Genomic DNA, 21,775 nt, shown 5'->3' with positions numbered 1-21,775 from the left:
GCAGCGCGGTGTCGGATTCCAGGACCCCGGCGCAGATCGAGGCGGACATCATCCGCAGGCGCGAGCAGCTCGCCGAGACGCTGGACGAGATCGGGGTGCGGGTGCACCCGAAGACGATCGTCGGCGACGCGAAGGCCCGGGTGGTCTCCGGTGTGGATCACACGGCCGGGCGTGCGTTCGTGGCGGTGAACAGAGCGGTGTCGGGGGTACGGGCGCAGTTCGTCGGGCTCGACGGCGGGCCGCGGCTCGACCGGCTGGTGCCGGTGGCGCTGGTGGCGGTCGGCATCGTGGGGCTGCTCGCGGTGTCGGTACGGCGCCGCCGGCGCTGACCCCCCGAGACGGATCGTGGGGGGCGGACCGCGGCGGACCCGGGCGAATCGGAAGACGCGCCCGCGGACTGAGGGGGACCATGTGGTTTACCCCTGTGGCATACGGAATGAACGCGAGCAGGTAGGTTCTGGGACGTGAGCGAGAAACCCCTCAGCCAGCTCGGCAGGCACGACCAGCACGACAAACTGCCCATCCGGATGCTCCATGACCGGGTCCTGGTCAGGACGGACATCCCGGAAGGTGAGCGGCGCTCGTCCGGCGGCATCGTCATTCCCGCGACGGCCGCGGTCGGCCGTCGGCTGGCCTGGGCCGAAGTGGTGGCCGTGGGCCAGAACGTACGGACGGTGGAGCCGGGGGACCGGGTGCTGTACGACCCCGAGGACCGGGCCGAGGTCGAGGTGCGCGGGGTGGCGTACGTCCTGATGCGGGAGCGCGATCTGCACGCGGTCGCCGCCGACCGGTTCGAGGGCTCCGAGGACTCGACCGGGCTGTATCTGTAAGCCACGAAAGCCACGGCTTTCGTAAGCCGGCCGCTGTTTTCTCAGAGCCCCCGGGACCCGGCCGAGCCGCCGCCATAGCCGCGGCCGCCCGGCCGGATCCCGTCAAGGCGCCGGATCACCAGTCGAGGCCCGGGATCCTTCTGCCGGCCGGGCTGCTGCCCGTACCCCATCCGTAGCTGTTCGTACGGCCCGGCCTGCCGTCTTCGGTGTCGCCCTGACCGGAGTCGGCACTTCCGCCGAAGGGCGCGGCCAGCCCCTGCGACGGCACCTGGCTCTGTCCCTGGCCGAGGCCCGGACCGTACGAGAGGCCCGGACCGTGCGAGCGGCCGTACGACTGCCCCGGGTAGCCGCCCTCGCCGCCGTGCGCCAGGCCTCCGGGCCTGCCGGGGGACCGCCCGTCCGACCGGTCCTGGTACGAGAACGGGCCCAGCTTCAGGGCCTCGTCCTCGGGGTCGAGCAGTGGCCCGTCGCCCGCTTCGTCCTTCCTGAATCCGTCCGCCGAGTCCGATGAGACGGGCGAGTCGGGCGAGTCAGGTGAGTCCTCCGAGGTGGAGAACCGGTCCGACCCCTCCTCGGTCCGCAGGTCGAAGTCCTTGGCCTGGGTGCCCTTGAGCACATCGGCCGTGAACTGCCCCCAGATCTCGGCCGGCGGCCCGCCCCCGTTGATCCGGGTCTGGCCCAGCGCCCCGTACAGCGGTTTCTGCGCGGCGGTCTTCGGATCGGCGCCCATCATCGCGATGACCGTGGTCAGATCCGGGGTGTAGCCGGCGAACCAGGCCGCCTTGTCGTCCTCCGCCGTACCCGTCTTGCCCGCGGAGGGGCGGCCCGCGGAGAGCGCCGCGGTGCCCGTACCGCCTTCGACGACCCCGCGCAGTACGGCCGTGGTGGTGTCGGCGGCTTCGCGGCTGATGACCTGCTCGGTGCTCCGGCCGGGCAGTCCGACGTCCTTGCCGTTTCTGCTGATCTTGTCGACCAGGGTGTATGTGCCGTGCCGGCCGTGGTTGGCGAGGGTCGCGTACGCCTTCGCCATGTCCAGGACGCTGGCGGTGGCCGGGCCGAGCGCGATGGAGGGGGAGGGCGTCAGGTCGGGGGTGTTCTCCGGGACGCCGAGGGCGATGGCCGTCTCCTTGACGGTGGCCGGGCCGACGTCCTCGGCCATCTGCGCGTACACGGCGTTGACGGACTTGTCGGTGGCCTCGCGGACGGAGATGGGGCCGTAGCTGATGTCGTCCTCGTTGGCCGGGGCGTAGTCGATGGGTCCTTCCGGGCCCTCGACCTCGCGCTCGTTGTCGCCGTCGTACACGGTGCTGGGGGTGATGGTCTCGCCGTACCGGGTCCGGGACTGGTGCTCGATGGCGGCGGCGAGGACGAAGGGCTTGAAGGTGGAGCCGACCTGGTAGTCGCGGCGGGTGGCGTTGTTGACGTACTGCTGGGTGTAGTCGACGCCTCCGTACATGGCGACGACCCGGCCGGTCGCGGGGTCGATGGAGACGCCGCCGACACGTACGTTGCGGTCGGCGTCGCGCTCGTCGGTGTCGAGCCGGCTCAGTACGTGGTCGTCGACGGCCTTGTCGAGGGCGTCCTGCTTGGAGCGCTCCAGTGTGGTGGTGATGCGGTGGCCGCCGGCGGCCAGGGTGTTCTCGTCCATGATCTTGTTGCTGGTGAGGTAGTCCTCGACGGCCTGGACGATATAGCCGCGCTGTCCGGAGAGCCCGCCGGAGGCGTGCCTGATCTTGCCGGGTACGGGGAACTTCAGCGCGGCCCGGTCGGCCTGGCCGAGCCAGCCCTCCTTGACCATGCCGTCGAGGACGTAGTTCCAGCGGGCCTTGGCGGCCGGCCGGTTCTCGGGGTGGACGGCGATGTCGTACTCGCTGGGCTGGTTGAGCAGTGCGGCGAGATACGCGCCTTCGGCGACGCTGATCCGCTCGATGTCCTTGCCGTAGTAGGCCTGGGCGGCGGCCTGGATGCCGTACGCGTTGCGGCCGAAGTAACTGGTGTTCAGATAGCCCTGGAGGATGCTCTCCTTGCTCTGTTCGCGGTTGAGCTTGATCGCGATGAAGAGTTCCTTGCTCTTGCGTACGACGGTCTGTTCCTGGCCCAGGTAGTAGTTCTTGACGTACTGCTGGGTGATGGTGGAGCCGCCCTGGGTGCCCTTGCCGGTGAGGGTGTTCCAGAAGGCGCGGGTCATGCCTTGCAGGTCGACGGCGTGTTCGTGGTAGAAGTCGCGGTCCTCGGCGGCGAGTACGGCCTGCTGGACGCTCTTCGGCACCTGGGAGAGCCGGATGTTCTCGCGGTTGACCTCGCCGTCGCGGGCGAGCTGGGTGCCGTCCGCGTAGAGGTAGAGATTGGACTGGGCGGTGGCCTGGGCGTTGGCGGGCGGGATGCCGACGATCTGGTAGCCGATGATCAGGGCCGCCATCAGGAGGAGCGTACTGATCAGGGTCGCGCCGAGGACGGTCCGCCAGGTGGGGAGGATGCGGCGGAGGCCGGTGCGGTGGGGGCTGTTGGGGTCGTTGGGGTCGTGGGGTCGGCGGGGGGCGCCGGGGTGGCGGGGGCGTTTGGGGCGGTTGCGCTTTCCGGGGCCACCGGGGTTGCCGGGCCCGTTGGCGCCGGACCCGCCGCTTCCGGGGCTTCCGCCCGGTTCACCCTTTCGGGTCCTTCCGCCTCGCCCGCCCTTCTGGCCGGACGGGAAGCGGGAGATCGTGGGCACGAGGACCGAGGGGTCCCTTGGGGCCCAGCCCTGCTGATATGGCTCGTCGCTCATAAGTGTGGAGACTCCTCGGCCGTGGCCCGGTGATCGCTCTCCGGCTTGGCGGTGTCCTTGACGGTGTCGTATCAGGCGATTCGCGGCGCAGATCTACGAAAAGCTGCGCAGTCCTATGAAACACGGTCAGAACGGATGAGTAGCGTCGCCCGGATAACGGGTCGCGGTGGCTGACTCCGGTGGGCTAGGGTCGTGCGCTTTGGTGCCTACCGGGTGCGTGCCGGATGCCTACCGGGGTGCGTGCCGGGTTCCCGCCGGTGCTTTCCGGGTGTGTGCCGGGTGTGTCGCGGGTGCCTCGCCGGGGGCCGGTACGGCACGGGCCCCCCGGCGGGCGGCGGGTCCGGGGCGGTTTCAGCGAGTCTTGAGGGGGGTGTGGTGCGGCTCTATATCGCGGTGGCCGGAGGTGGGTTCCGGCGCTATGCGACCTATCGGGTGGCGACCTTCGCCGGTGTGTTCACCAACACTGTCTTCGGCTACATCGTGGCGTACACCTATATGGCTCTCTGGGACGAGCGCCCGCAGCTCGGCGGTTACGACCTGCCGGAGGCCCTGACCTATGTATGGCTCGGCCAGGCGCTGCTGGCGACCTGCGCCATGATGGGCGGCGGTTTCGAGAGCGAGCTGATCGAGCGGATCCGTACGGGGGACGTCGCGATCGATCTCTACCGACCCGCCGATCTCCAGCTCTGGTGGCTGGCCGTGGACCTCGGCCGGGCGGCCTTCCATCTGCTGGGGCGCGGGATCCTGCCGATGGTGCTCGGCTCGCTCGTCTTCGAGCTGGCGCTGCCCGCGGATCCGCTGACCTGGCTGGCGTTCCTGTGCGCGGTGACGCTGGGGGTGGTGGTCAGCTTCGCGATCCGCTTCCTGGTCGCGCTCTCGGCGTTCTGGCTGATGGACGGTGCGGGGGCGGCGCAGATGGCGCTGCTGGCGGGGCTGTTCTTCTCCGGGATGCTGCTGCCGCTCCCGGTCTTCCCGGGCGCGCTGGGCGAGGTGGCGGCGGCGCTGCCGTGGTCCTCGCTGCTCCAGATCCCGGCGGACGTCCTGCTCGGCAAGCACACCGGCTGGGACCTGGCCGGGGCGTACGCGTTCCAGGCGGGCTGGGCGGTGGCGCTGCTGGCGGCGGGGCGGGTGCTCCAGTCGGTCGCGACACGGAGGGTGGTGGTCCAGGGTGGCTGAGGCGGGGGCGGGGGCTGAGTCCAGGGACGCGGTCGTGGAGTCGTGGGCCGAGGGGGCGTCGGGTGAGGGGACGTCGGGCGAGGGAACGTCGTCGGTCCGGGGGGCGTCCGCGGATCTTCCGGAGCTGTGGATTCCGGGGTCCTCGCGGCGCGCCGCCGTACGGGACGGGCTCCGGGCGTACGGCCTGATCGTGGCCATGTGGATCCGTTCCACGATGACGTACCGCGCGTCCTTCGTGATGACGGCCCTCGGGACCTTCGCGGTGACCGCCTTCGACTTCGTCACGATCCTGCTGATGTTCTCCCATGTGGACAGCCTGGGCGGCTACGCGCTGCCGGAGGTCGCGTTTCTGTACGGGACGTCCGCGATCGCGTTCGGTCTCGCCGATCTGCTCATCGGGCCGATGGGCCGGCTGGGCAGCCGGGTGCGTGACGGCACACTCGACACGCTGCTGCTGCGGCCCGTACCCGTACTGGCACAGGTGGCGGCGGACCGGTTCGCGCTGCGCCGGGTCGGCCGGCTCGGGCAGGGGCTGCTCGTACTGGTCTACGCCCTGTCGGCGCTGGACCTCGACTGGACGCCGGTACGGGTACTGATGCTGCCGATGATGGTGGTCAGCGGGGCGGTGATCTTCGGGGCGGTGTTCGTGGCGGGCGCGGCCTTCCAGTTCTGGGCGCAGGACGCCTCGGAGGTGCAGAACTCGTTCACGTACGGCGGGCAGACATTGCTCCAGTACCCGCCGACGGTCTTCTCGAAGGACCTCGTGCGCGGGGTGACCTTTGTGGTGCCGCTGGCCTTCGTCAACTGGATGCCCGCGCTGTATGTCCTGGGCCGCGAGGACCCGTTGGGGCTGCCGGACGCGGTCGCGTTCCTGCCGCCGCTGGTGGCGGTGGTGTGCTGCGCGCTGGCGGGGCTCGCCTGGCGGGCGGGGCTGCGCGCGTACCGGAGTACGGGGAGCTGACGACCGGCGAATGGAGAGTTCATGAGGATGGAGAGTTCATGAATACGGAGGGCGCAGGCGCCGAGGACGCGGTCGGAGCTGCCGAGGATGCGGTCGGAGCTGAGGACGGCTTGATCGAACTGGACGGCGTGGAGAAGGTCTTCGACGTACGGCGCAGAGCGCGAGGCGGGGCACGTAGCGGATCAGGTGGTGGAGCGGGTGGCGGAGCGCGGCGCGGCGTCGGCTGGCTGCGCCGTGAGAAGCACCAGGTCAGGGCCGTCGACGGCATCAGTTTCCGGGTCCCGCGCGGCGAGATGGTCGGCTACATCGGCCCGAACGGCGCGGGCAAGTCGACCACCATCAAGATGCTCACCGGCATTCTGACCCCGAGCGGCGGCCGGCTGCGTGTCGCGGGCATCGACCCGTCCCGGGAACGCACCAGGCTGGCGCGGCACATCGGCGTGGTCTTCGGGCAGCGCACCACGCTCTGGTGGGATCTGCCGCTGATCGACTCGTACCGTCTGATGCACCGCATGTACCGGATCCCCGACGCGCGGTTCCGGGCGAATCTGGAGCGGTGTGTCGAACTCCTTGATCTGGCCGAGCTGTTGGACGTACCCGTACGGCAGCTCTCGCTCGGCCAGCGGATGCGCGGCGACATCGCGGCGGCGCTGCTGCACGATCCGGCGATCCTGTATCTGGACGAGCCGACCATCGGGCTCGATGTGATCTCCAAGGCCAAGGTCAGGGATTTCCTGCGGAACCTCAATGCCGAGCGCGGTACGACCGTTCTGCTGACCACCCACGATCTGACCGATATTGAGCAACTCTGCAAGCGCGTGATGGTCATTGACCATGGCCGGCTGCTTTACGACGGGGCGCTGGCCGGGCTGCATGAGATCGGCCGGAGCGAGCGGACACTGGTCGTCGATCTGGAGCGGGAGCTTCCGCCCATCGAAGTGCCCGGTGCGCGGCCGGTCAGGACCGAGGGGCCCCGGCAGTGGCTGGCCTTCCCGGCGACCGAGTCCGCGGCGCCGCTGGTGGCGCGGATCGCGGCGGAGTACCCGCTGGTGGATCTGTCGGTGCGGGAGCCGGACATCGAGACGGTGATCGCCAAGATGTACGCCGATCGATCGGCTGTGTGACGCGGGCCCCGGCGGTGACTACTCTGCTGCCATGACGAGTGAACGGCCTGGCCCAGGTCCCGAGTCCGAGTCCGCGCCCGGTCCTGGCTCCGCAGCCGCCGGTCACTTCGAGGGTTCTCGCCCCGATATGCCCGTGGCGCCCGATACGCGAGCCTCCGACGCCGAGCGGGAGCAGATCGCGGAACGGCTGCGCGAGGCCGTCGCCGAGGGGCGGCTTGACATGGAGGAGTTCCAGGAGCGCCTGGACTCGGCGTACAAGGCGCGCACGCATGGCGAGTTGGTGCCACTTGTACGGGACCTGCCCGCGCCCGGTACGACGACGGGTGTCGCGGTTCCGTCCTCGCCGGGCGGCGCCGTGACCGCCTGGTCCGACCGGATCGGCCGCGAACGGGCCACCTCCAAGGGCGCTTTCGCGTTCTGGGGCGGCTTCGGGCGCAAGGGCACGTGGACGGTGGGCCGTACGTTCACGGCGGTCGTCCTCCAGGCGGGCGGCGAGATCGATCTGCGCGAGGCGCGGTTCGAGGAGCGCGATGTGGTGATCCGCTGCTTCACGCTGATGGGCGGGGTGCATGTGGTCGTGCCGCCGGACATGGATGTCGAGGTCAGGGGCTTCGGCTTCATGGGCGGCTTCGGCGAGGTGGGCGACAGCGAGATCAGCCCGGGGTCGCCGCGGGTGATCGTCACCGGGTTCGCGCTGATGGGCGGGGTCGGGGTGGAGCGCAAGATCCGGGAGTCGGAGAAGCGCCGGCTGAAGGAAGAGCGGAAGCGGCAGAAGCTGGAGAAGAAGGACCGCGGGGAGCTGGACTGAGGGCGTCGGGCCGCGGGCGGTTTGGGCGGCCGGGGGTTTTCAGGGCGGGGGTGCGGGTACGCGCGTACCCGCACCGGCGTATGTACGTGTACGGATCTGTACGTGTACGGGTCAGAGCTCGGCCGGGACTTTGCCCTCCAGCGACGCGAGATCGAAGTGGCGGCCCATCGCCCGGTAGCCCGCGTCGCTCGGATGCAGACCGTCCCCCGAGTCGTACACCGGCCTGATCCGGTCCGGCGCGTACGGATCGCTCAGCACCTGGTCGAAGTCCACGAACTCGTCGAAGATCCCGCCCGACCTGATCTCCTCGTTGACCTGGTCGCGTACGGCCTCGGTGGCCTCGTCGTACCCGCGGTGCGCGCCGAACGGCGCCAGGGTCGCGCCGACGACGCGGATTCCGCGGGCGTGCGCCTGCCGGGTCAGTTCGCGGAGCCCGGCGGTGATTCTGGCAGGGTCGCGTTCGCCGCCGCGCAGGATGTCGTTGACGCCGAGGTCGATGACGACGGCCCTGACCCCGGCCCGGCCGAGCACATCGCGCCGGAAGCGGTCGAGGCCGCTGGCGCCGCAGCCGCGCCACGACTGGTCCCCGAGGACCTGGTTGCCGCTGATGGCCGCGTTCACCACGCCGATGTTCCGGTCGCGCAGCCGGGCCGCGAGGATGTCGGGCCAGCGGCGGTTCGCGTCGGGCCGGGAGCCGTCGCCGTCGGTGATCGAGTCGCCGAAGGTCACGACCGCGCCCGGTGACTCGCGGTTGAGCACGTCGACGGCCGTGACATAGCGCCAGAAGCCGGTCGGCTCGGTGAACGCGGCGGCGTCGAGGTCCTCCGTACGGTCGCCCCGGTCGCTCCGGGCGAGGTACGAGGTCTGGAACGCCATCGGGTGGTACGTGACCGGGCCGCCGGGCGCCGGGGTGTGCAGCGTGACCAGCAGATCGCCGTCGTACGGCACCGGCAGTTCCACCGGGTCGCTGATGATCTGGCCGCGGGGCGGCACGGTCACGGCGGTCTGCCGCGCGAAGGTGAGCCTGCGCATGGTGCCGGGGACGGCGGCGGCGCCCTCGCCGTCCCGGACGGCGACCGAGGCATGGCCGATCAGGAGGGCGGCGGGGCTGTAGAGGTTGGAGAGGGTGACGCGGACGCCGGTGCCGCCGATGCTGGTGTGCACGACGTTACGGATGGTGTGCCCGGGGTGGCCGAAGGGGGCGCCCGGTTCGGTCCCGGCGGGGGCGGCGGCCCAGGTGGCGGTCCAGGCGCTGTCCGAGGCGGGCTGCTCGGCGGTGCCGAGGCGCGTACGGTCGTTGGTGCGGTTCTCGGTACGGTCCTGGGCGCCGTCGTGGAGTCCGTCCGGGGTCCGGCCCTGAGTTCCGTCCTGGTTGCGGTCCTGGTTTTCGGCGCGGTTCTCGGCGCGGGACAGCCAGGGGTCGCCGAAGGCGAGGCCGCCGGTGCGGGGGCCGATGCCGGAGCCGTCGAGCAGGGCGAACCCGCCGATGATGGTGGCGCAGACCAGCGCCACTAATCCCAGAAGCGCTCCGAGCAGGGCATATGTGCGATATCCAGTCATGCCCGGTGGTCCCCCTCACGGTCGTGCATGCTCGTGCTCGTGCTTGTTGTCGTGCCTTGGCGCAGAGACATCATCGGGCATGGCCCCGGGAACTCGGCACGCGCCCCGGGAGTACCTCAGGCAGGGACAATGTCAATGGACAAGGGCGGGCTTGCGGCCACGACAGGCACGACGGGCACGGCGGGCACGGCGGGTACGCGGACGGGTGGAACGGAATGGAACGTACGGATCCGGAGAGAACGCCGGAGGTGGCTGGCGCCGACGACGCGGCTGGCACCGGAGACCATGCCGGGCTTCCGGAGGGTCGTGAGCTGGGGAGCGGGCCGGGGGCGCGGGACGGTTCCGGCACGGGCGGGTCTGGTTTGGACGGCGGGTCGGGTTCGGACGGCGGGTCTGGTGCGGGCGGGGCTCGCGGTTCGGGGGGTTCCGGCACGGGCGGCGGTTCGGGCAGCGGGTCCGGCGACTCGGGCAGGTCCGGAGGTTCCGGCGCGGGTGGGGCCGGTTCGCCCGGCGCGCCCGGCGCGCCCGGCACACCCGCCTCGCCCAGCAAGCGCTCACCTCTCGGCGCCGCCCTGGGCTCCTTCTCGTACACCGCCGCCGACGAGGAGAAGCGGCGCGGCGTCCGCCGTATGAAGACCACCGCCACCGGGCTGCTGCTGCTCGTCGCCCTGATCTATGTCCTGACCACCTGGGCCAAGAACGCCGGCGCGGGCGGCTGGACCGGCTATGTCGCCGCGGCGGCCGAGGCGGGCATGGTGGGCGCGCTGGCGGACTGGTTCGCGGTGACGGCGCTGTTCCGGCACCCGCTCGGCCTCCCCATCCCGCACACCGCGATTATCCCGAACAAGAAGGACCAGCTCGGCACCTCCCTGGGCTCGTTCGTGGGCGAGAACTTCCTCTCCGCCGAGGTCGTACGGGCCCGTCTGCGCGCCCTCGCCATCGGCGGCCGGCTCGGTACCTGGCTCGCCGCGCCGGCGCACGCCGACCGCGTCACCGCCGAGCTGTCCACGGCGCTGCGCGGTGCGCTGCGGGTCCTGCGGGACTCCGACGTACAGGCCATCGTCGGCGAGGCGATCACCCGCCGCGCCAACGCGGCGGAGGTCGCTCCGGGCATCGGCAAGACCCTGGAGAGAGTCGTCGCGGACGGCGCGCACCACCGCGCCGTGGACCTGATCTGCGCCCGCGCGCACGACTGGCTGGTCGAGCACGGCGACTCGGTCATGGACGCCGTCCAGGGCGGTGCGCCGGGCTGGACCCCGCGCTTTGTCGACCGCCGGGTCGGCGACCGCGTCTACAAGGAGCTGCTGCGGTTCGTCACCGAGATGCGCGACATGCCCGACCACCCGGCGCGCGGCGCCATCGACCGTTTCCTCGGGGACTTCGCCGTGGACCTCCAGTCGGACACGGAGACCCGGGCCAGGGTCGAGCGGCTGAAGTCGGAGCTGCTGGCGCGCCCCGAGGTGCAGGACATCATCGCCTCGGCCTGGGCTTCCGTACGCGCGATGATCATGTCCGCGGCGGAGGACGACCGCAGCGAACTGCGCCTGCGTGCCCGGGCCTCGCTCCTCTCCCTGGGCTCACGGCTGGCGACGGACAGCAGGCTCCAGGGGAAGGTGGACGGGTGGGTCGAGGACGCGGCGGGCTATGTCGTCTCGACGTACCGCAGTGAGATCACGTCCCTGATCTCGGACACCGTACGGAGCTGGGACGCCGCCGACACCTCCCGCAAGATCGAGGCGCACATCGGCCGCGACCTGCAGTTCATCCGCATCAACGGCACGGTCGTCGGCGCGCTCGCGGGCCTGCTGATCTATACGGTGGCACACGCGCTGGGCGCGTAGCCGGGGCGCCGCGGGCGTACGGGAGCGCTGGGCGCGCGCCACGGACCATGTCGCCCGGCCACGCGCCCAGCCACCAGGGGGGTGCCGCCCTTGAGTACGGGCCGGAGCCCGGAACCGTTCAAGGCAACGGCAACCCGCTCACGGTCACCCGCCGGCGCGCCGGGTGACGGCCCACGACGCGGCGGCAACCCCACCCGCCACGGTGAAAACGGCCGGCCAGGCCCCGATCTTCTTGGCCAGCGGATGTGACCCGGCGAAGGCGGCAACGTACGCGACCCCCAGCCCAACCGCAGCCTCAGTCCCACCGGCCCGCTGCCACTCCCGCACAGCCACCGCACCCGCAGCGGCAAGAACAACCCCACCAAGGGGCCGCTTCTTCGTCCACCGCGCAACCCCATACCCACCAACAAGCCCACCCGCGGCCACAACCGCCGCCGGAATACTTCCTGACGCCAATACCGGTGCTACTGCCATACCACCGAGCCTAACGACCCCCGCACCGGAGCCGGAGCTGAGCGTTGCGACGGGCCTCGAACACGCTCTGCCGTGCTTACGCTCGTTTCAGGTACGCGGCGTGTTCCGCGTCCAGGTCCACGATCGTGAATTCCTGGAATTCCATGATCAGCTGGCCTGCCAGCACCCACCTGATCCGCCGGCTCTCGAACGCGACCCCGCCCGCGTCGCACATCACCGGAAACAGCCCGCCCGGCTGATACACCACACCGTGCACCCCCGCCACCACAAACGTCCGCACCCGCAGAGCGACATAGCGCCTACGTAAGTGCGGGCACGCCCGTACCGAAGTCACGGCACACGGCATGCACAGGGGCGGATGCGTGGTGACGTACCCGGGCTTGCTCAACTTCGGGTAGTCGGCGTCCTCGCCGACCACCCAGAGGGTGCCGTCGTCGGTACGGTCGGACGGGCCGCCGCAGATCTGGCACAGCAGTTTCCGCATGGCCCGGCGCTGGCGCAGGAAGTGCACGTTCCCGAACTCCGGCCGCCCCTTGCCTGGACTGATTCCCACCCGTTTCCAGAGCACGCCCAAGTCGTCGCGTTCGTACGGTCCTTCGTCGGCGTACGCGATGCCGCCGCCCCGGACGACCAACGTGCCCTGCGGCCGGTGCTCCGAAGACCAACAGGCGATGTACGGAACGACCGGAGGCCTCCCCACCGGCGCAGTCACGAGCAACCACCCTCACCAGGCAGTCCGAGTGGGAGAGCCAGCTCGGCCCAAATGACCTTCCCGGGCGCCCCGTCGCCCCGCTCGCAGACCCCCCACTCGTCCGTCAGAGCGGCTACGAGGACGAGGCCCCGGCCGTCGACGGAGTCAGGGTCCAGGCCCCGCAGCTTGGGCCGGCAGGGTGACGAATCGTGTACCTCGATCCGTACGGCGCCGGGCCTGGGCAGGTAACGCGTCTCGATCTCTCGCCCCGGGGAGACACGGGTGTGCCGCGCCGCATTGGTGAGCAGTTCGGAGAGGACAAGCGACGCGGAGTCCTCCAGCTCGGACAGTCCCCAATTCGCCAACGTCTTGCGCAACTCCACCCGCGCCAGCCCCACACAACTGGGATGGGGACTCCACCGAAGCACCACGGCGTCACTTCGTTCTCTGGCAATCCCGGCTGGAAGTAAGTGCCGCAAAAGCGGCTCGAAGAACTGAGCGATAGCCTTCACCATGTCATCAACTCCTTGTAGTTGAGACCACGCCCCCGGGCCGTTCGTGCGGTCGCGGGGGTCCTCGCCGAGCACTGTGTGTGCGTTGTGCCTTACGAGCTTCTAGGCGACGGGGAGCTACCGGAACACCAAATGGGGAACCCCACAAGGGACTTTGGGGATCCCCGCTCAGCAGGCCGGGGATACGCTGGGTGGAGTCACTTCCGTCCCTGCTAGGTGGCCCATGGACGAACGCGAGACACGGCGCAGCGGCTATCCGCTGACGATCCCTGATGCACTGCTGCAGAGTGAGGCCATGCGGGCAGCCTGTGCCGTTCGGAACTTTCGAGAGATCTTCCGTCTCGTCAACAGACGGACGGGCTCCAGCCACGCGGCCATGGCGGCCGCTGTCGGCAGGATGACGAGTTCGCGAGTAAGCGACATCATTCGCGGTGTCCGCGGTGTCCGCGGACAGGGTGTCATCGAACGTATTTGCGACGGCTTCGGCATTCCTGGGGAAATGCTGGACGTGCCTGAACGGCCCTGGGAGGGGGGTTCCCCGGAAGGCGGCCATCCAGCCGAAGGTCTGGCCTACTCTGGATCAAGCCGCCCGGATGCGCTGTTGGATATCGCGGACAACAGCTCCGTACACGTTCTTCCTGACGTGCTCTTGGTCTCGGTGTGGATTGAGGGGAGGAAACAAGTCGTGCCCATCAGTCGGCGAAATCTGGTCACGGGTGCGATTGGCGCTGCCCTGCAAATGACGGACGTGGCGCGAGTTTCAGTTTCCAGTCATGCATCCATCCCGGGCTCCGCATTACCGAAACTCGATGCGTCCCGAATCGACGCAGCAACAGCGCATCTCCAAGAGATGTGGCACACCCTCGTTCAGGCCGACAATCTTTTTGGTCCGCGCCACGCGCTTGCTTCAGTTCGCCAGCAACTTTCTATCCTCGAATCGCTTCTCGAATATGCCAGGGGTGCTCAGCGCTCTGAACTGCTGGGACTTGCAGCCAAATATGCGGAATCTGCCGCCTGGCTGAATGAAGACTCCTCAGACATGCAGAGCGCGGCTAAGTGGACGAGTCAAGCCATGGAATGGGCAAATGAATCAGGTGACCAAGCCATGGTCACTTGGACACTTTTCCGTAAGAGCCAGCAGGCCACTACGAGGAAGAATGCTGCGCAGACTGTGAGTCTCGCTCAAGCCGCCCAGCGAAACGAGTCTGTTCTTACCTCGCCCATGCGTGCAGCGGCTATGCAGCAAGAAGCGCATGGATACGCATTGGATGCGGATGAAGTTTCTTGTCATAACCGTCTGGACGAAGCTCATGAGTTTGCAGCATCGCCGGATACCAAAGGTGATGCCCGCACTGGGCATGGGGACTTCTGCACCGCAAGTTACATCGAAATTCAGCGAGCCAATTGCTGGCTCACCCTTGGCCGCCCTGATCTCGCCGTTCCGGTCTTCGAAGCTGCGCTAAACGAAGTTCCGGACGTCTACCAGCGAGACCGAGGTCTCGCGCAAGCTCGTCTAGCACTCGCGTATGCGGGAGTAAGGGAATATGACTCGGCAGCAGCGCAAGCCACCTCTGCGCTGAGTATCGCACGCAGTTCAGGTTCGGTGCGTACGATGCATGAGACAGTGTCTGCGGTAAATGCATTGGGAGAAGTTCAAACATCCCAGGCGGTGTCTCAGTTGTTTGAAGAGATTCGAGAAGGGGCGGATCTGACGTGATGAATTCCTACGAGGTGGCTGCCATGCGCCGGGCCATCGCAATTTCCGCCCAAGGGTTGGGGTCGACCAGCCCCAACCCGCCTGTTGGTTGTGTAATTCTCGATAGTGACGGACGGACGGTTGGCGAGGGGTATCACGTACGCAAGGGTGAGTCACATGCAGAAGTCAATGCGCTTACCGCCGCCGGCAAACGGGCGGAGGGCGGAACGGCAGTTGTAACACTGGAACCATGCAATCACTACGGGCGCACGCCACCATGCCGTGAAGCTCTGATTAATGCGAGCGTGGCTAAAGTGCTCATTGCTGTAATGGATCCAACGTCGCGCGACGAAGGCGGGGCGAAACTCCTGCAAGAAGCGGGCGTAGAAGTTGAGCAAGGCTTTCTTGAAGATGAGGCGCTTCTCGTTCTGGGCCCTTGGCGGGCCTCTCTGAAAGGTGACCGGCCGTTCATTACGTGGATCTATGAAGCGAGTCCAGGCGGAAACCCCAACCCTCATCTCACACAGGGTGTCGCGCTTGAGGAAAAGAGTGCGCTTCGAGGATCATACGACCTGGTGATTGACCAAGCCGGCATCGAAGAAGGAAGACCAGGAAGTCACGGCAACGACGTGTTCCGGCTTCCGTGTGGATCGCTGAGCGGTAATGCCACTGAGATGGTGAGAGCGCTCGGCGATACGGGGGCGCGATCCGTTTTGCTGTCCGGTGTGATCGATGAACTGTCTTCGATCGCTTCAGCGGGAATGGTCGATCAAGTAATCGTTTATCTCCCGAAAACTCCACACTCGTGGTCGCCTGGGACTGATTCAGCCCAAATCGTGGCAGTCCCGGACGGTTATCGGCTGACCGAAGTTACCCGACTGGCAGCCCATGTCCGCCTGGTAGGACGCAGGACTGATGAGATGCGAGGGCGGGACTTGCCATGAATCCCGCCCAAGTCACGGCCCGAACAGGTCCCAGGGGGTTGTGTCTACGCCAGACACGGCCTAACGCAACTGAGGACACAAGAGATCGTCACAGGCCGTCGCTACGTGTTCCGTTCCCGGAGTGGCGTGGGCACTGAACCCCCATGTCCCGAACCACCGCCGCCGACCCGGCCATCGCCCAACTGTCCCGTACACAACAGCGCCTGGCGACCACCCGCCAGTTACGCACCACCGGCCTCGCCGCCAACACCGTCGCTTCCAGGTGCAGACCGGCCGGCCCCTGGCAGCGGCTGCTGCCCGGCGTCGTCCTGATACAGACAGGCGAGCCGAACTCCCGCCAACGGCTGCTGGCCGGGGTCCTCTACGCGGACCCCGGACCGACCGCGCTGTCCGGTACGAGGGCTGTCCTGACCGGCGAGGCGGCGCTGACGCTGTACGGAGTACGGGGCGCGGGGGCCGACCACGCCGACGTCCTGATCGGCCCGCGCCGAGGCCTGCGGGACAGGGCGTACGTACGGCTGCGCCGCACCAGCCGCTGGCCGCCGACCCTGCTGGTCGACGGCATCCCCTGCGTACGCCCGGTCCGCGCCGCGTCCGACTTCGCGGCCCATGAACCGTCCGCCGAGCGGGTCCGCGAGATCCTCGCGACGACGGTCCAGATGTGCAGTTGCCACCTGGAAGACCTCCGCGCCGAACTCCGCGCGTCCCACGCCCTGCGCAACCCGGCCGTCCGCGCCGTCCTCGACGAACTCCGCGCGGGCACCCGCTCCATCGCCGAGGGCCAGGCCCGCGACACCCTCCTCGCCGCCGGCCTCCCCCACCCCCTCTGGAACCCCACCCTCCTCACCCCCACCGGCACCTTCCTCGCCCGCCCCGACGCCTACTGGCCGCACGCCGGAGTGGCCCTGGAAGTCGACTCGGAGGAATTCCACCTGGGCATCACCGCCTACCGCACCACCCTCCGCCGCCGCCTCCTCCTGGAAGCCCACGGCGTGGACGTAGTAACAGCAGTCCCCGCCCTGATCCGCGACCACCCCGCCGAACTGGTAGCCGCAGTCCACACCAAACTCCACCAGGCCAAATCCCGCCCAGCCCTCCCCAACCTCATCATCCGCCCCTACCTCTGACCAACCGGCAGCGCGCCACCCGGCGTACTACAGAAGGCGATCGGCCCAGCGCTCTCGATGCTTTTGGAGGAATTCAGTGCTGATCTCGTGGGATTCAATGCGCTTTAGCTCTGCAACAAATTTCTGCGTTATGCTGTTGAACACCTCAAAGGAATCGGTTACATAGAGAGCTCCACGATCGAATTGTGCGTGGCAGTTGGGGCAGAGGCAGAGAACGTTCTGGATGATGTCTCGACCAAAGTGCGGCTTTCCAAGTGCCTGGATATGGGCTGCTTCGCTATACGCTTCACCAGCGGGCGAGACCACCATGCGCAAGGAGCAAATCTGGCACGTGTTGTTGTAGAGGTCCTTAATCTGTCGCGCCACTTTGGAGTCACGCGCAAGGCGGTTCTGGCTGATGTACCGCCGGACCTGTTCTTCGAAGTCTGTGCTCTGGCTCGATGCCGGATCTACCGGTTGAGGCGAAACTACCTCGCCGGGGGCAATCTTCAAGAGGCGGAATCGACAGATGAGGAAACCTTCCTGCCCAAAGGTCATCCAGTGATCTGCCACGCGATAGAGCCCGCGATACCGGTAGCCTCCCCTGGCCCTCTTGCGGGTTTTCCCCCTAATATCTAGACCCTCGATCACCCGGACGCGGTGACCGAGGGCTTGAGATACCACCAGTGCGGCATTGCCTTCATCGGTGAGCGACTGATCTGAGACCATTTGGCCAGATTCTCGGTCGCGGCCGCCCTCGCCGGTGTAGATGATCTCGTCGCCGTCGTCCGTGTCATCTACATATCCGCCAGACAGGACGATGGAATCGGCACCTGTCTTTGCTGTTCCGGAGATTCCGCGACCGCTAAAGCGATGCACCCCACTGGCGTGGAGCTCTTGGTGTCCCTTGAACCAATCGCCTTCAGTGACACCTTCGGGGGTGCCAAACATGACCTGCTTTGACGTGGGCGGCATGGATAGATGGTCTCAGTCGCCGGCCGATCAGGACGATGGGGTGCCGTGGCAGTCGCGGTAGGGCTTGGTTGAGGTGCACCAGCAGGGGGTGGTGCGGGGTGGGGGCCAGGGGGTGGCTCGGCCTCGGGCGGCGAGGGTGGTGGCGTATTGGGGGAGGAGGTCGGGGTTGGCCGGGGAGGACTGTTCCGAGGCCGCGAAGGCTTCGTACGACGGGACCGTGGCGGTGACGATGCCGAGGTTGGGGGTGCCGGTGGCGGCCAAGTCGCGGAGGGAGGCTTCCAGTTGGGACAGGTGGGCCTCGTGCGAGGGGTATTCGGCGGTCAGGGTCGGGTAGGCGGCGAGGAGTTCGGTCAGTTCGGACTCCGGCCAGTGCAGGACCGCGACGGGGAACGGGCGGGACAACGCCGTGCGGTACGAGCCCAGTTCGGCGCGGAGACGCGTGATCTCGGCCTGGAGTTCGGCCGGGTTGTCGGAGCCCAGGGCCCAGAGGCGTTTGGGGTCGTGCAGTTCGTCCAGGGGGACCGGTGAGGGGTGGACGCGGTCGGCGAGGGCGTCCCAGTCGTCGTGGTCCAGGCCGAGCAGACGGCGGACGCGGTGGCGGCCGGCCAGCAGGCTGTGCGTCGGGTACGGGACCTCTTCGCCCGGGGTGAGCAGCAGGTTCAGGGCCGTGGAGAAGGCGTCGTGGGCGGCCGGCAGTTCGTCGTGCGACTCCAGCGTCTCGGCCACGATCTCCCAGGGCGCCGGGTCCAGCGGGGCGGCGGTGCGCAGGCCTTCGATGATCGCGCGGGCCTCGGCCTCGTGGCCGTACTCCCAGAGGTTGGCCGCCTTGAGGGCCTTCACCAGGTGGGGGTGGTCGGGGGAGCCCGCGAGGAGGGTGTCGTACAGGGCGGTGGCGCGGTCGTGGTCGCCGGCCAGTTCGAGATGGGCCGCGGCCTGGAGGAGCAGGGGCTCGTGATCCTCGGGGTACTGGGCCGCCGTACGCAGCAGGCGCTCGGCTTCCGTGGGGTGGTCGGCAGGCATGTCGGGGCGCATGGTCCACACCGTACTGCTGTACGGGCCGCGCCCGGAGGCCGAGGCCACGCCCGGAGGCCAAGCCCGGAGGCCGAGGCCCGCGCCCCGGCCGCGCCCCGCTTGTCCGGGGGCCGGCGTCGTCGTACGAACGGTCCCTCGCCCGCCCCGGTCTCCTGTCCTCGCCTGGCCCTGCGGCCCTGCCCGGCCCCGGCCCCCGTCCCGCACGCCGGCCCCGGCCCCGCCCGGTCCCCTGTCCCCTCGTCCCCGTCCCGTACGCCCGCCCCGGCCCCCGGCCCCCGCCCCCCGTACCCCTCACCCCGCCGTCCCGCGCGCCCCGCGGTCCCTCAGCGCCAGGACCGCCGTCGCGCCCGCCAGGGTCAGGGCCGCTGATACCAGGATCGCGAGGTCCGTGCCGTGGGCTGGGTCGGTTACGGAGGTGGCTACCGCGATGATCAGGGCGACGCCGGCCGACGAACCCAGGTAGCGGGCCGTGTTGTTGGCGCCCGAGCCCATCGCTGCGCGCTCCTGGGGGACCGACTCGACGGACAGGCGTGGCAGTGCCGCGTTCAGCAGGCCGCTGCCGGCGCCCGCGACGAACAGGCCCGGCACCAGCCGTACCCAGGACCCCGCGCCCAGCGCGCCCAGCATCCCCAGCGCGCCTGCCGCGTGCAGGACGAAACCGAGGGCGAGCTGGTGGCGGGCGGCCACCCGGCCCGCGAGGCGCCGGGCCTGGAGGGCGACCGCGAAGGCCGTACCGGACCAGAGGAGGAAGAGCCACGCCGAGCCCAGTGCCGACATATGAATGGTCTGCTGGATCAGCGACGGCATGTAGCTCATCAGCCCGATCACCGCGAGCCCGGTGAACAGCGCGCCCGTCGACGCCGCCCCGAACAGCGGACGGCGCAGCAGCCCCAGGTCGAAGACGGGCGCGGCGGCGCGCCGTTCGATCACGGCGAACAGCCCGGTGAGTACGGCCGAGGCCAGCAGCAGAAGCAGCACCGGCGCCCGCAGCCAGCCGTCCCGGCCCAGGGTGAGCGCGCTCAGCAGGGCGGTGAAGGCCAGCGCGAGGGCGAGGGCGCCCGCCAGATCGGGCCGGTTCCGGTGAGCGGCGCGCGACTCGGCGAGTACGCGGACGGCGAAGCCGGCGGTGACCAGGGCGGCCGCGCCGAGCACGGCGTACGTCAGGCGCCAGCCGGAATCGCTCACTTCGTTCAGCCCGCCGGCCAGCAGCGGCCCCAGGGCTATGCCCGCGCTGACGAACGCGCCCCACACCCCCGTCGCCCTGATCCGCGCGAGCCCGGCCGGGAACGCGTGGACCAGCAGCCCGAGACTGCTCGCGATGACCGCCGCGCTCGCCGTGCCCTGCGCCACCCGGGCCAGGGTGAAGAGGAGCGTGCTGTCGGCCAGGCTGCCGAGCGCGGTGGTGACACCGAGAGCGAGGGTGCCCAGAAGGAAGATCCGGCGCCGGCCGTAGTCGTCGGCGAGGCTGCCCGCGACCAGCAGGACGGCGGCGAGACCGAGCGGCATGCCGTTTATGAGCCAGGCCTGGGCGGAGAGCGGGGTGCCGAAGGCGGCGCTCATGCTCGGGAGGGTGAGGAGCGGGGCCGTGTAGTTCATCAGCGCGACGACGGTGGCCGCGCTGGTCACGGCGAGGGTCGCGGCGGGGCGGAGGACCGCGTGGGCGGTGGGCGGGGCGCTGACGTGCGGGTCCGGGGCGCCGGTGTCGGTACAGGTACGGGCGCTGTCGGTACGGGTACGGGCGCTGTCGGTACGGGTACGGGTGCGGGCGCTCGTACCGGCGCTCGTACCGGCGCTCGTACGGGCACTCGCTCCGGCGCTCGTACGGGCACTCGCTCCGGCACTCGCCCGGTCTGCGGCGGATTGCGGGTTGGGCTGAGCCTCGGCCATGACGGTCTTGTCCCCCTCGGTGGCGGATCTCGGCTGATCCGTGGCGGATCTCGGTGACGGATCCGTGGCGGATCCCGGTTGTGGACTTGTGGACCTCAGCAGCCCCACTCGTAGGTTCGGTGAATGAACCCACCGACCCCGCCGAGCGTAACAGCCTAGGTTCATTCATTGAACCCAGATCTTGTTAAGCTGATTCCATGGCTCTGGGCAAGGACTACGCCACACAGCAGTGCTCGATGGCCCGCGCACTGGAGGTCATCGGCGAGCGCTGGACGCTCCTCGTCATCCGCGACGCCTTCTACGGCATCCGCCGCTACAACGACTTCCTCGCCCATCTCGGCCTGCCCCGCGCCGTTCTCGCCGCCCGCCTCCAGGCCCTGGAGCGCGCCGGTGTCCTGGAGAAGCGGCGCTATCAGGACTCTCCGCCGCGCGACGAGTACGTACTGACCGAGCGCGGGACCGACCTCTGGCCGGTGCTGCGGTCGCTCGGGGTGTGGGGTACGGCACATGTGGACGGTACGAAGCCGCTCCGGGTGTTCACGCACGCCACCTGCGGTACGGAGCTGGGCTCGTACGGCGAGTGCCCCGCCTGCGGTACGGCCGTACCGCCGCGCGATGTGGAGATGCTGCCGGGCGAGGGGCTCGACCCGGATCCGGCCGATCCGGTGAGCCGTGCGCTGCTCCGGCCCCGCCGACTGCTTCAGCCCCTGGAGACCGGTCGTGTATAACGGCTGAAGAGGCTGAAGCGGTATGTCTCGTGCAGACACGCCGCGAAGCCGTCCGGATACGACACTGATACACGGGATCCCGGACACGAGCGGGTACAAGCGGGTACACGGGACACGAGCGCGAGAGGGGCAGGCCATGGGCATGGTCCACGGTCCGCTCCCGGCTCTCCGGATGCCGCGCCCCGCCGGACTGCTGCTCTTCCTCCTCACCGAAGTACTGCAAGTCCTGCTGGTCCTGCTGGTCGACGCCGGCAGCCTCTCCGCCGCCGTCGCGCTCGCCGCCACCGCAGCAGCGGGCTCCGCGCTCGCCGCCTGCGCCGTCATCACCGCCCGCTCCGTACCGGCGCATCCGCCGCAGCGGGTACGTACGGCCATCCGCGACCGCGAGCAGCGCACCGCCTTCCTGCCCCAGCGGGATCCCGACGCCTCGGGCCGCACCAGGCCCCGGGCGCCCGGCCGTCGCCTCGCGACGGCCGCGTAGGGGCACGTACCGCTACACATTTCCGCTTTCGGGCTCCCCGGACCCCGCGCGGGTCGTCACGCCGAATCGCCGCCCTGCGGCGCACTTCCCTGGACCAGCCCTGCCGTTCGCACCTTCGGCGCGGCTCCGTCCAACCGGCACGACGAGACCCCACGGAGGGCTCACCTTGTCCGCTGTCTTCTCCG

The 21,775-nt window shown here is 69.2% G+C and carries 20 protein-coding genes; 12 read left to right on the top strand and 8 right to left on the bottom strand.

Annotation, left to right across the window (positions count from 1 at the left end):
• Positions 1-8: 8 nt before the first annotated feature.
• Positions 9-329, top strand: a complete 321-nt coding sequence (locus ACFU9P_RS17970) for a DUF3618 domain-containing protein (RefSeq protein ID WP_376374102.1) — start codon at positions 9-11, stop codon at positions 327-329.
• A 198-nt stretch (positions 330-527) separates the two neighbouring features.
• A complete protein-coding gene (locus ACFU9P_RS17965; protein ID WP_046506547.1) occupies positions 528-830 on the top strand; it encodes a co-chaperone GroES in 303 nt (100 codons plus the stop codon).
• A 115-nt stretch (positions 831-945) separates the two neighbouring features.
• Here the strand turns inward: ACFU9P_RS17965 and ACFU9P_RS17960 are convergent, their stop codons facing one another.
• Positions 946-3,594, bottom strand: coding sequence for a transglycosylase domain-containing protein (locus tag ACFU9P_RS17960; protein WP_384081636.1), 2,649 nt, complete (start codon positions 3,592-3,594; stop codon positions 946-948).
• 375 nt (positions 3,595-3,969) lie between these two features.
• Here ACFU9P_RS17960 and ACFU9P_RS17955 point away from each other — a divergent pair, with 375 nt between their 5' ends.
• From ACFU9P_RS17955 to ACFU9P_RS17940, 4 genes are all read left to right on the top strand, one after another.
• Positions 3,970-4,770, top strand: coding sequence for an ABC transporter permease (locus tag ACFU9P_RS17955; RefSeq protein ID WP_384081633.1), 801 nt, complete (start codon positions 3,970-3,972; stop codon positions 4,768-4,770).
• A 124-nt stretch (positions 4,771-4,894) separates the two neighbouring features.
• Positions 4,895-5,731, top strand: a complete 837-nt coding sequence (locus ACFU9P_RS17950; protein ID WP_384081889.1) for an ABC transporter permease — start codon at positions 4,895-4,897, stop codon at positions 5,729-5,731.
• Between the two features lie 38 nt (positions 5,732-5,769).
• Positions 5,770-6,855: an ATP-binding cassette domain-containing protein gene (locus ACFU9P_RS17945; protein ID WP_384081630.1), complete on the top strand. Its 1,086-nt coding sequence runs from the start codon at positions 5,770-5,772 to the stop codon at positions 6,853-6,855.
• Positions 6,856-6,982: 127 nt separating this feature from the next.
• Positions 6,983-7,663, top strand: a complete 681-nt coding sequence (locus ACFU9P_RS17940; RefSeq protein ID WP_376374348.1) for a DUF1707 domain-containing protein — start codon at positions 6,983-6,985, stop codon at positions 7,661-7,663.
• A gap of 111 nt (positions 7,664-7,774) precedes the next feature.
• Here ACFU9P_RS17940 and ACFU9P_RS17935 read toward each other — a convergent pair whose 3' ends face one another.
• On the bottom strand, positions 7,775-9,223 hold the full coding sequence (locus tag ACFU9P_RS17935; protein WP_384081626.1) for an SGNH/GDSL hydrolase family protein: 1,449 nt from the start codon (positions 9,221-9,223) through the stop codon (positions 7,775-7,777).
• A gap of 215 nt (positions 9,224-9,438) precedes the next feature.
• Here ACFU9P_RS17935 and ACFU9P_RS17930 point away from each other — a divergent pair, with 215 nt between their 5' ends.
• On the top strand, positions 9,439-11,064 hold the full coding sequence (locus tag ACFU9P_RS17930; RefSeq protein ID WP_384081623.1) for a DUF445 domain-containing protein: 1,626 nt from the start codon (positions 9,439-9,441) through the stop codon (positions 11,062-11,064).
• 144 nt (positions 11,065-11,208) lie between these two features.
• Here ACFU9P_RS17930 and ACFU9P_RS17925 read toward each other — a convergent pair whose 3' ends face one another.
• The 3 genes from ACFU9P_RS17925 to ACFU9P_RS17915 all read right to left on the bottom strand — a co-directional run bounded on the left by ACFU9P_RS17925 (position 11,209) and on the right by ACFU9P_RS17915 (position 12,627).
• Positions 11,209-11,538 carry a hypothetical protein gene (locus ACFU9P_RS17925; protein ID WP_376374088.1) on the bottom strand — a complete coding sequence of 110 codons (330 nt, stop codon included), beginning with the start codon at positions 11,536-11,538 and terminating at the stop codon, positions 11,209-11,211.
• Positions 11,539-11,614: 76 nt separating this feature from the next.
• Positions 11,615-12,250, bottom strand: coding sequence for a hypothetical protein (locus tag ACFU9P_RS17920; RefSeq protein WP_384081619.1), 636 nt, complete (start codon positions 12,248-12,250; stop codon positions 11,615-11,617).
• A complete protein-coding gene (locus tag ACFU9P_RS17915; RefSeq protein ID WP_384081616.1) occupies positions 12,247-12,627 on the bottom strand; it encodes an ATP-binding protein in 381 nt (126 codons plus the stop codon). Before ACFU9P_RS17915 ends, ACFU9P_RS17920 begins: the two co-directional genes overlap by 4 nt.
• A gap of 337 nt (positions 12,628-12,964) precedes the next feature.
• Here ACFU9P_RS17915 and ACFU9P_RS17910 point away from each other — a divergent pair, with 337 nt between their 5' ends.
• The 3 genes from ACFU9P_RS17910 (at position 12,965) to ACFU9P_RS17900 (ending at position 16,508) form a co-directional block, all read left to right on the top strand.
• The gene (locus tag ACFU9P_RS17910) at positions 12,965-14,458 is read left to right on the top strand and encodes a hypothetical protein (protein WP_384081613.1); all 1,494 of its coding nucleotides are present in this window, start codon (positions 12,965-12,967) and stop codon (positions 14,456-14,458) included.
• Positions 14,458-15,381 carry a bifunctional diaminohydroxyphosphoribosylaminopyrimidine deaminase/5-amino-6-(5-phosphoribosylamino)uracil reductase RibD gene (ribD, locus tag ACFU9P_RS17905; protein WP_384081885.1) on the top strand — a complete coding sequence of 308 codons (924 nt, stop codon included), beginning with the start codon at positions 14,458-14,460 and terminating at the stop codon, positions 15,379-15,381. Before ACFU9P_RS17910 ends, ribD begins: the two co-directional genes overlap by 1 nt.
• A gap of 143 nt (positions 15,382-15,524) precedes the next feature.
• Positions 15,525-16,508 (top strand): hypothetical protein, encoded by a 984-nt coding sequence (locus ACFU9P_RS17900; RefSeq protein ID WP_384081610.1) that lies wholly within the window; start codon positions 15,525-15,527, stop codon positions 16,506-16,508.
• 27 nt (positions 16,509-16,535) lie between these two features.
• On the opposite strand, the gene ACFU9P_RS17895 is transcribed toward ACFU9P_RS17900, so the two are convergent.
• The 3 genes from ACFU9P_RS17895 to ACFU9P_RS17885 all read right to left on the bottom strand — a co-directional run bounded on the left by ACFU9P_RS17895 (position 16,536) and on the right by ACFU9P_RS17885 (position 20,381).
• Complete coding sequence (locus ACFU9P_RS17895) at positions 16,536-17,462, bottom strand: YDG/SRA domain-containing protein (RefSeq protein ID WP_384081607.1); 927 nt, start codon at positions 17,460-17,462, stop codon at positions 16,536-16,538.
• 27 nt (positions 17,463-17,489) lie between these two features.
• A complete protein-coding gene (locus ACFU9P_RS17890) occupies positions 17,490-18,494 on the bottom strand; it encodes a tetratricopeptide repeat protein (RefSeq protein ID WP_384081604.1) in 1,005 nt (334 codons plus the stop codon).
• Between the two features lie 291 nt (positions 18,495-18,785).
• Positions 18,786-20,381 carry an MFS transporter gene (locus tag ACFU9P_RS17885; protein WP_384081601.1) on the bottom strand — a complete coding sequence of 532 codons (1,596 nt, stop codon included), beginning with the start codon at positions 20,379-20,381 and terminating at the stop codon, positions 18,786-18,788.
• Between the two features lie 197 nt (positions 20,382-20,578).
• On the opposite strand from ACFU9P_RS17885, the gene ACFU9P_RS17880 reads away from it, so the two are divergent.
• Together ACFU9P_RS17880 and ACFU9P_RS17875 are read left to right on the top strand one after the other, a co-directional pair.
• A complete protein-coding gene (locus ACFU9P_RS17880; RefSeq protein WP_384081598.1) occupies positions 20,579-21,109 on the top strand; it encodes a winged helix-turn-helix transcriptional regulator in 531 nt (176 codons plus the stop codon).
• 136 nt (positions 21,110-21,245) lie between these two features.
• Positions 21,246-21,590, top strand: a complete 345-nt coding sequence (locus ACFU9P_RS17875) for a DUF6412 domain-containing protein (RefSeq protein WP_384081595.1) — start codon at positions 21,246-21,248, stop codon at positions 21,588-21,590.
• The last annotated feature ends 185 nt before the right edge of the window (positions 21,591-21,775 follow it).

The organism is Streptomyces sp. NPDC057617 (assembly GCF_042800555.1).
Lineage (GTDB): Bacteria > Actinomycetota > Actinomycetes > Streptomycetales > Streptomycetaceae > Streptomyces.
The sequence above is the reverse complement of the archived record's forward strand: the minus strand, read 5'-3'. Positions and strand labels throughout refer to the sequence as shown.

Coding starts and splice junctions, on each gene's coding strand:
- ACFU9P_RS17965 (WP_046506547.1), top strand. CDS start 528: ATGCTCCATGACCGGGTCCTGGTCAGGACGGACATCCCGGAAGGTGAG.
- ACFU9P_RS17960 (WP_384081636.1), bottom strand. CDS start 3,594: ATGAGCGACGAGCCATATCAGCAGGGCTGGGCCCCAAGGGACCCCTCG.
- ACFU9P_RS17945 (WP_384081630.1), top strand. CDS start 5,770: ATGAATACGGAGGGCGCAGGCGCCGAGGACGCGGTCGGAGCTGCCGAG.
- ACFU9P_RS17940 (WP_376374348.1), top strand. CDS start 6,983: ATGCCCGTGGCGCCCGATACGCGAGCCTCCGACGCCGAGCGGGAGCAG.
- ACFU9P_RS17935 (WP_384081626.1), bottom strand. CDS start 9,223: ATGACTGGATATCGCACATATGCCCTGCTCGGAGCGCTTCTGGGATTA.
- ACFU9P_RS17930 (WP_384081623.1), top strand. CDS start 9,439: ATGGAACGTACGGATCCGGAGAGAACGCCGGAGGTGGCTGGCGCCGAC.
- ACFU9P_RS17925 (WP_376374088.1), bottom strand. CDS start 11,538: ATGGCAGTAGCACCGGTATTGGCGTCAGGAAGTATTCCGGCGGCGGTT.
- ACFU9P_RS17910 (WP_384081613.1), top strand. CDS start 12,965: ATGGACGAACGCGAGACACGGCGCAGCGGCTATCCGCTGACGATCCCT.
- ribD (WP_384081885.1), top strand. CDS start 14,458: ATGAATTCCTACGAGGTGGCTGCCATGCGCCGGGCCATCGCAATTTCC.
- ACFU9P_RS17900 (WP_384081610.1), top strand. CDS start 15,525: ATGTCCCGAACCACCGCCGCCGACCCGGCCATCGCCCAACTGTCCCGT.
- ACFU9P_RS17895 (WP_384081607.1), bottom strand. CDS start 17,462: ATGCCGCCCACGTCAAAGCAGGTCATGTTTGGCACCCCCGAAGGTGTC.
- ACFU9P_RS17890 (WP_384081604.1), bottom strand. CDS start 18,494: ATGCGCCCCGACATGCCTGCCGACCACCCCACGGAAGCCGAGCGCCTG.
- ACFU9P_RS17885 (WP_384081601.1), bottom strand. CDS start 20,381: ATGGCCGAGGCTCAGCCCAACCCGCAATCCGCCGCAGACCGGGCGAGT.
- ACFU9P_RS17880 (WP_384081598.1), top strand. CDS start 20,579: ATGGCTCTGGGCAAGGACTACGCCACACAGCAGTGCTCGATGGCCCGC.
- ACFU9P_RS17875 (WP_384081595.1), top strand. CDS start 21,246: ATGGGCATGGTCCACGGTCCGCTCCCGGCTCTCCGGATGCCGCGCCCC.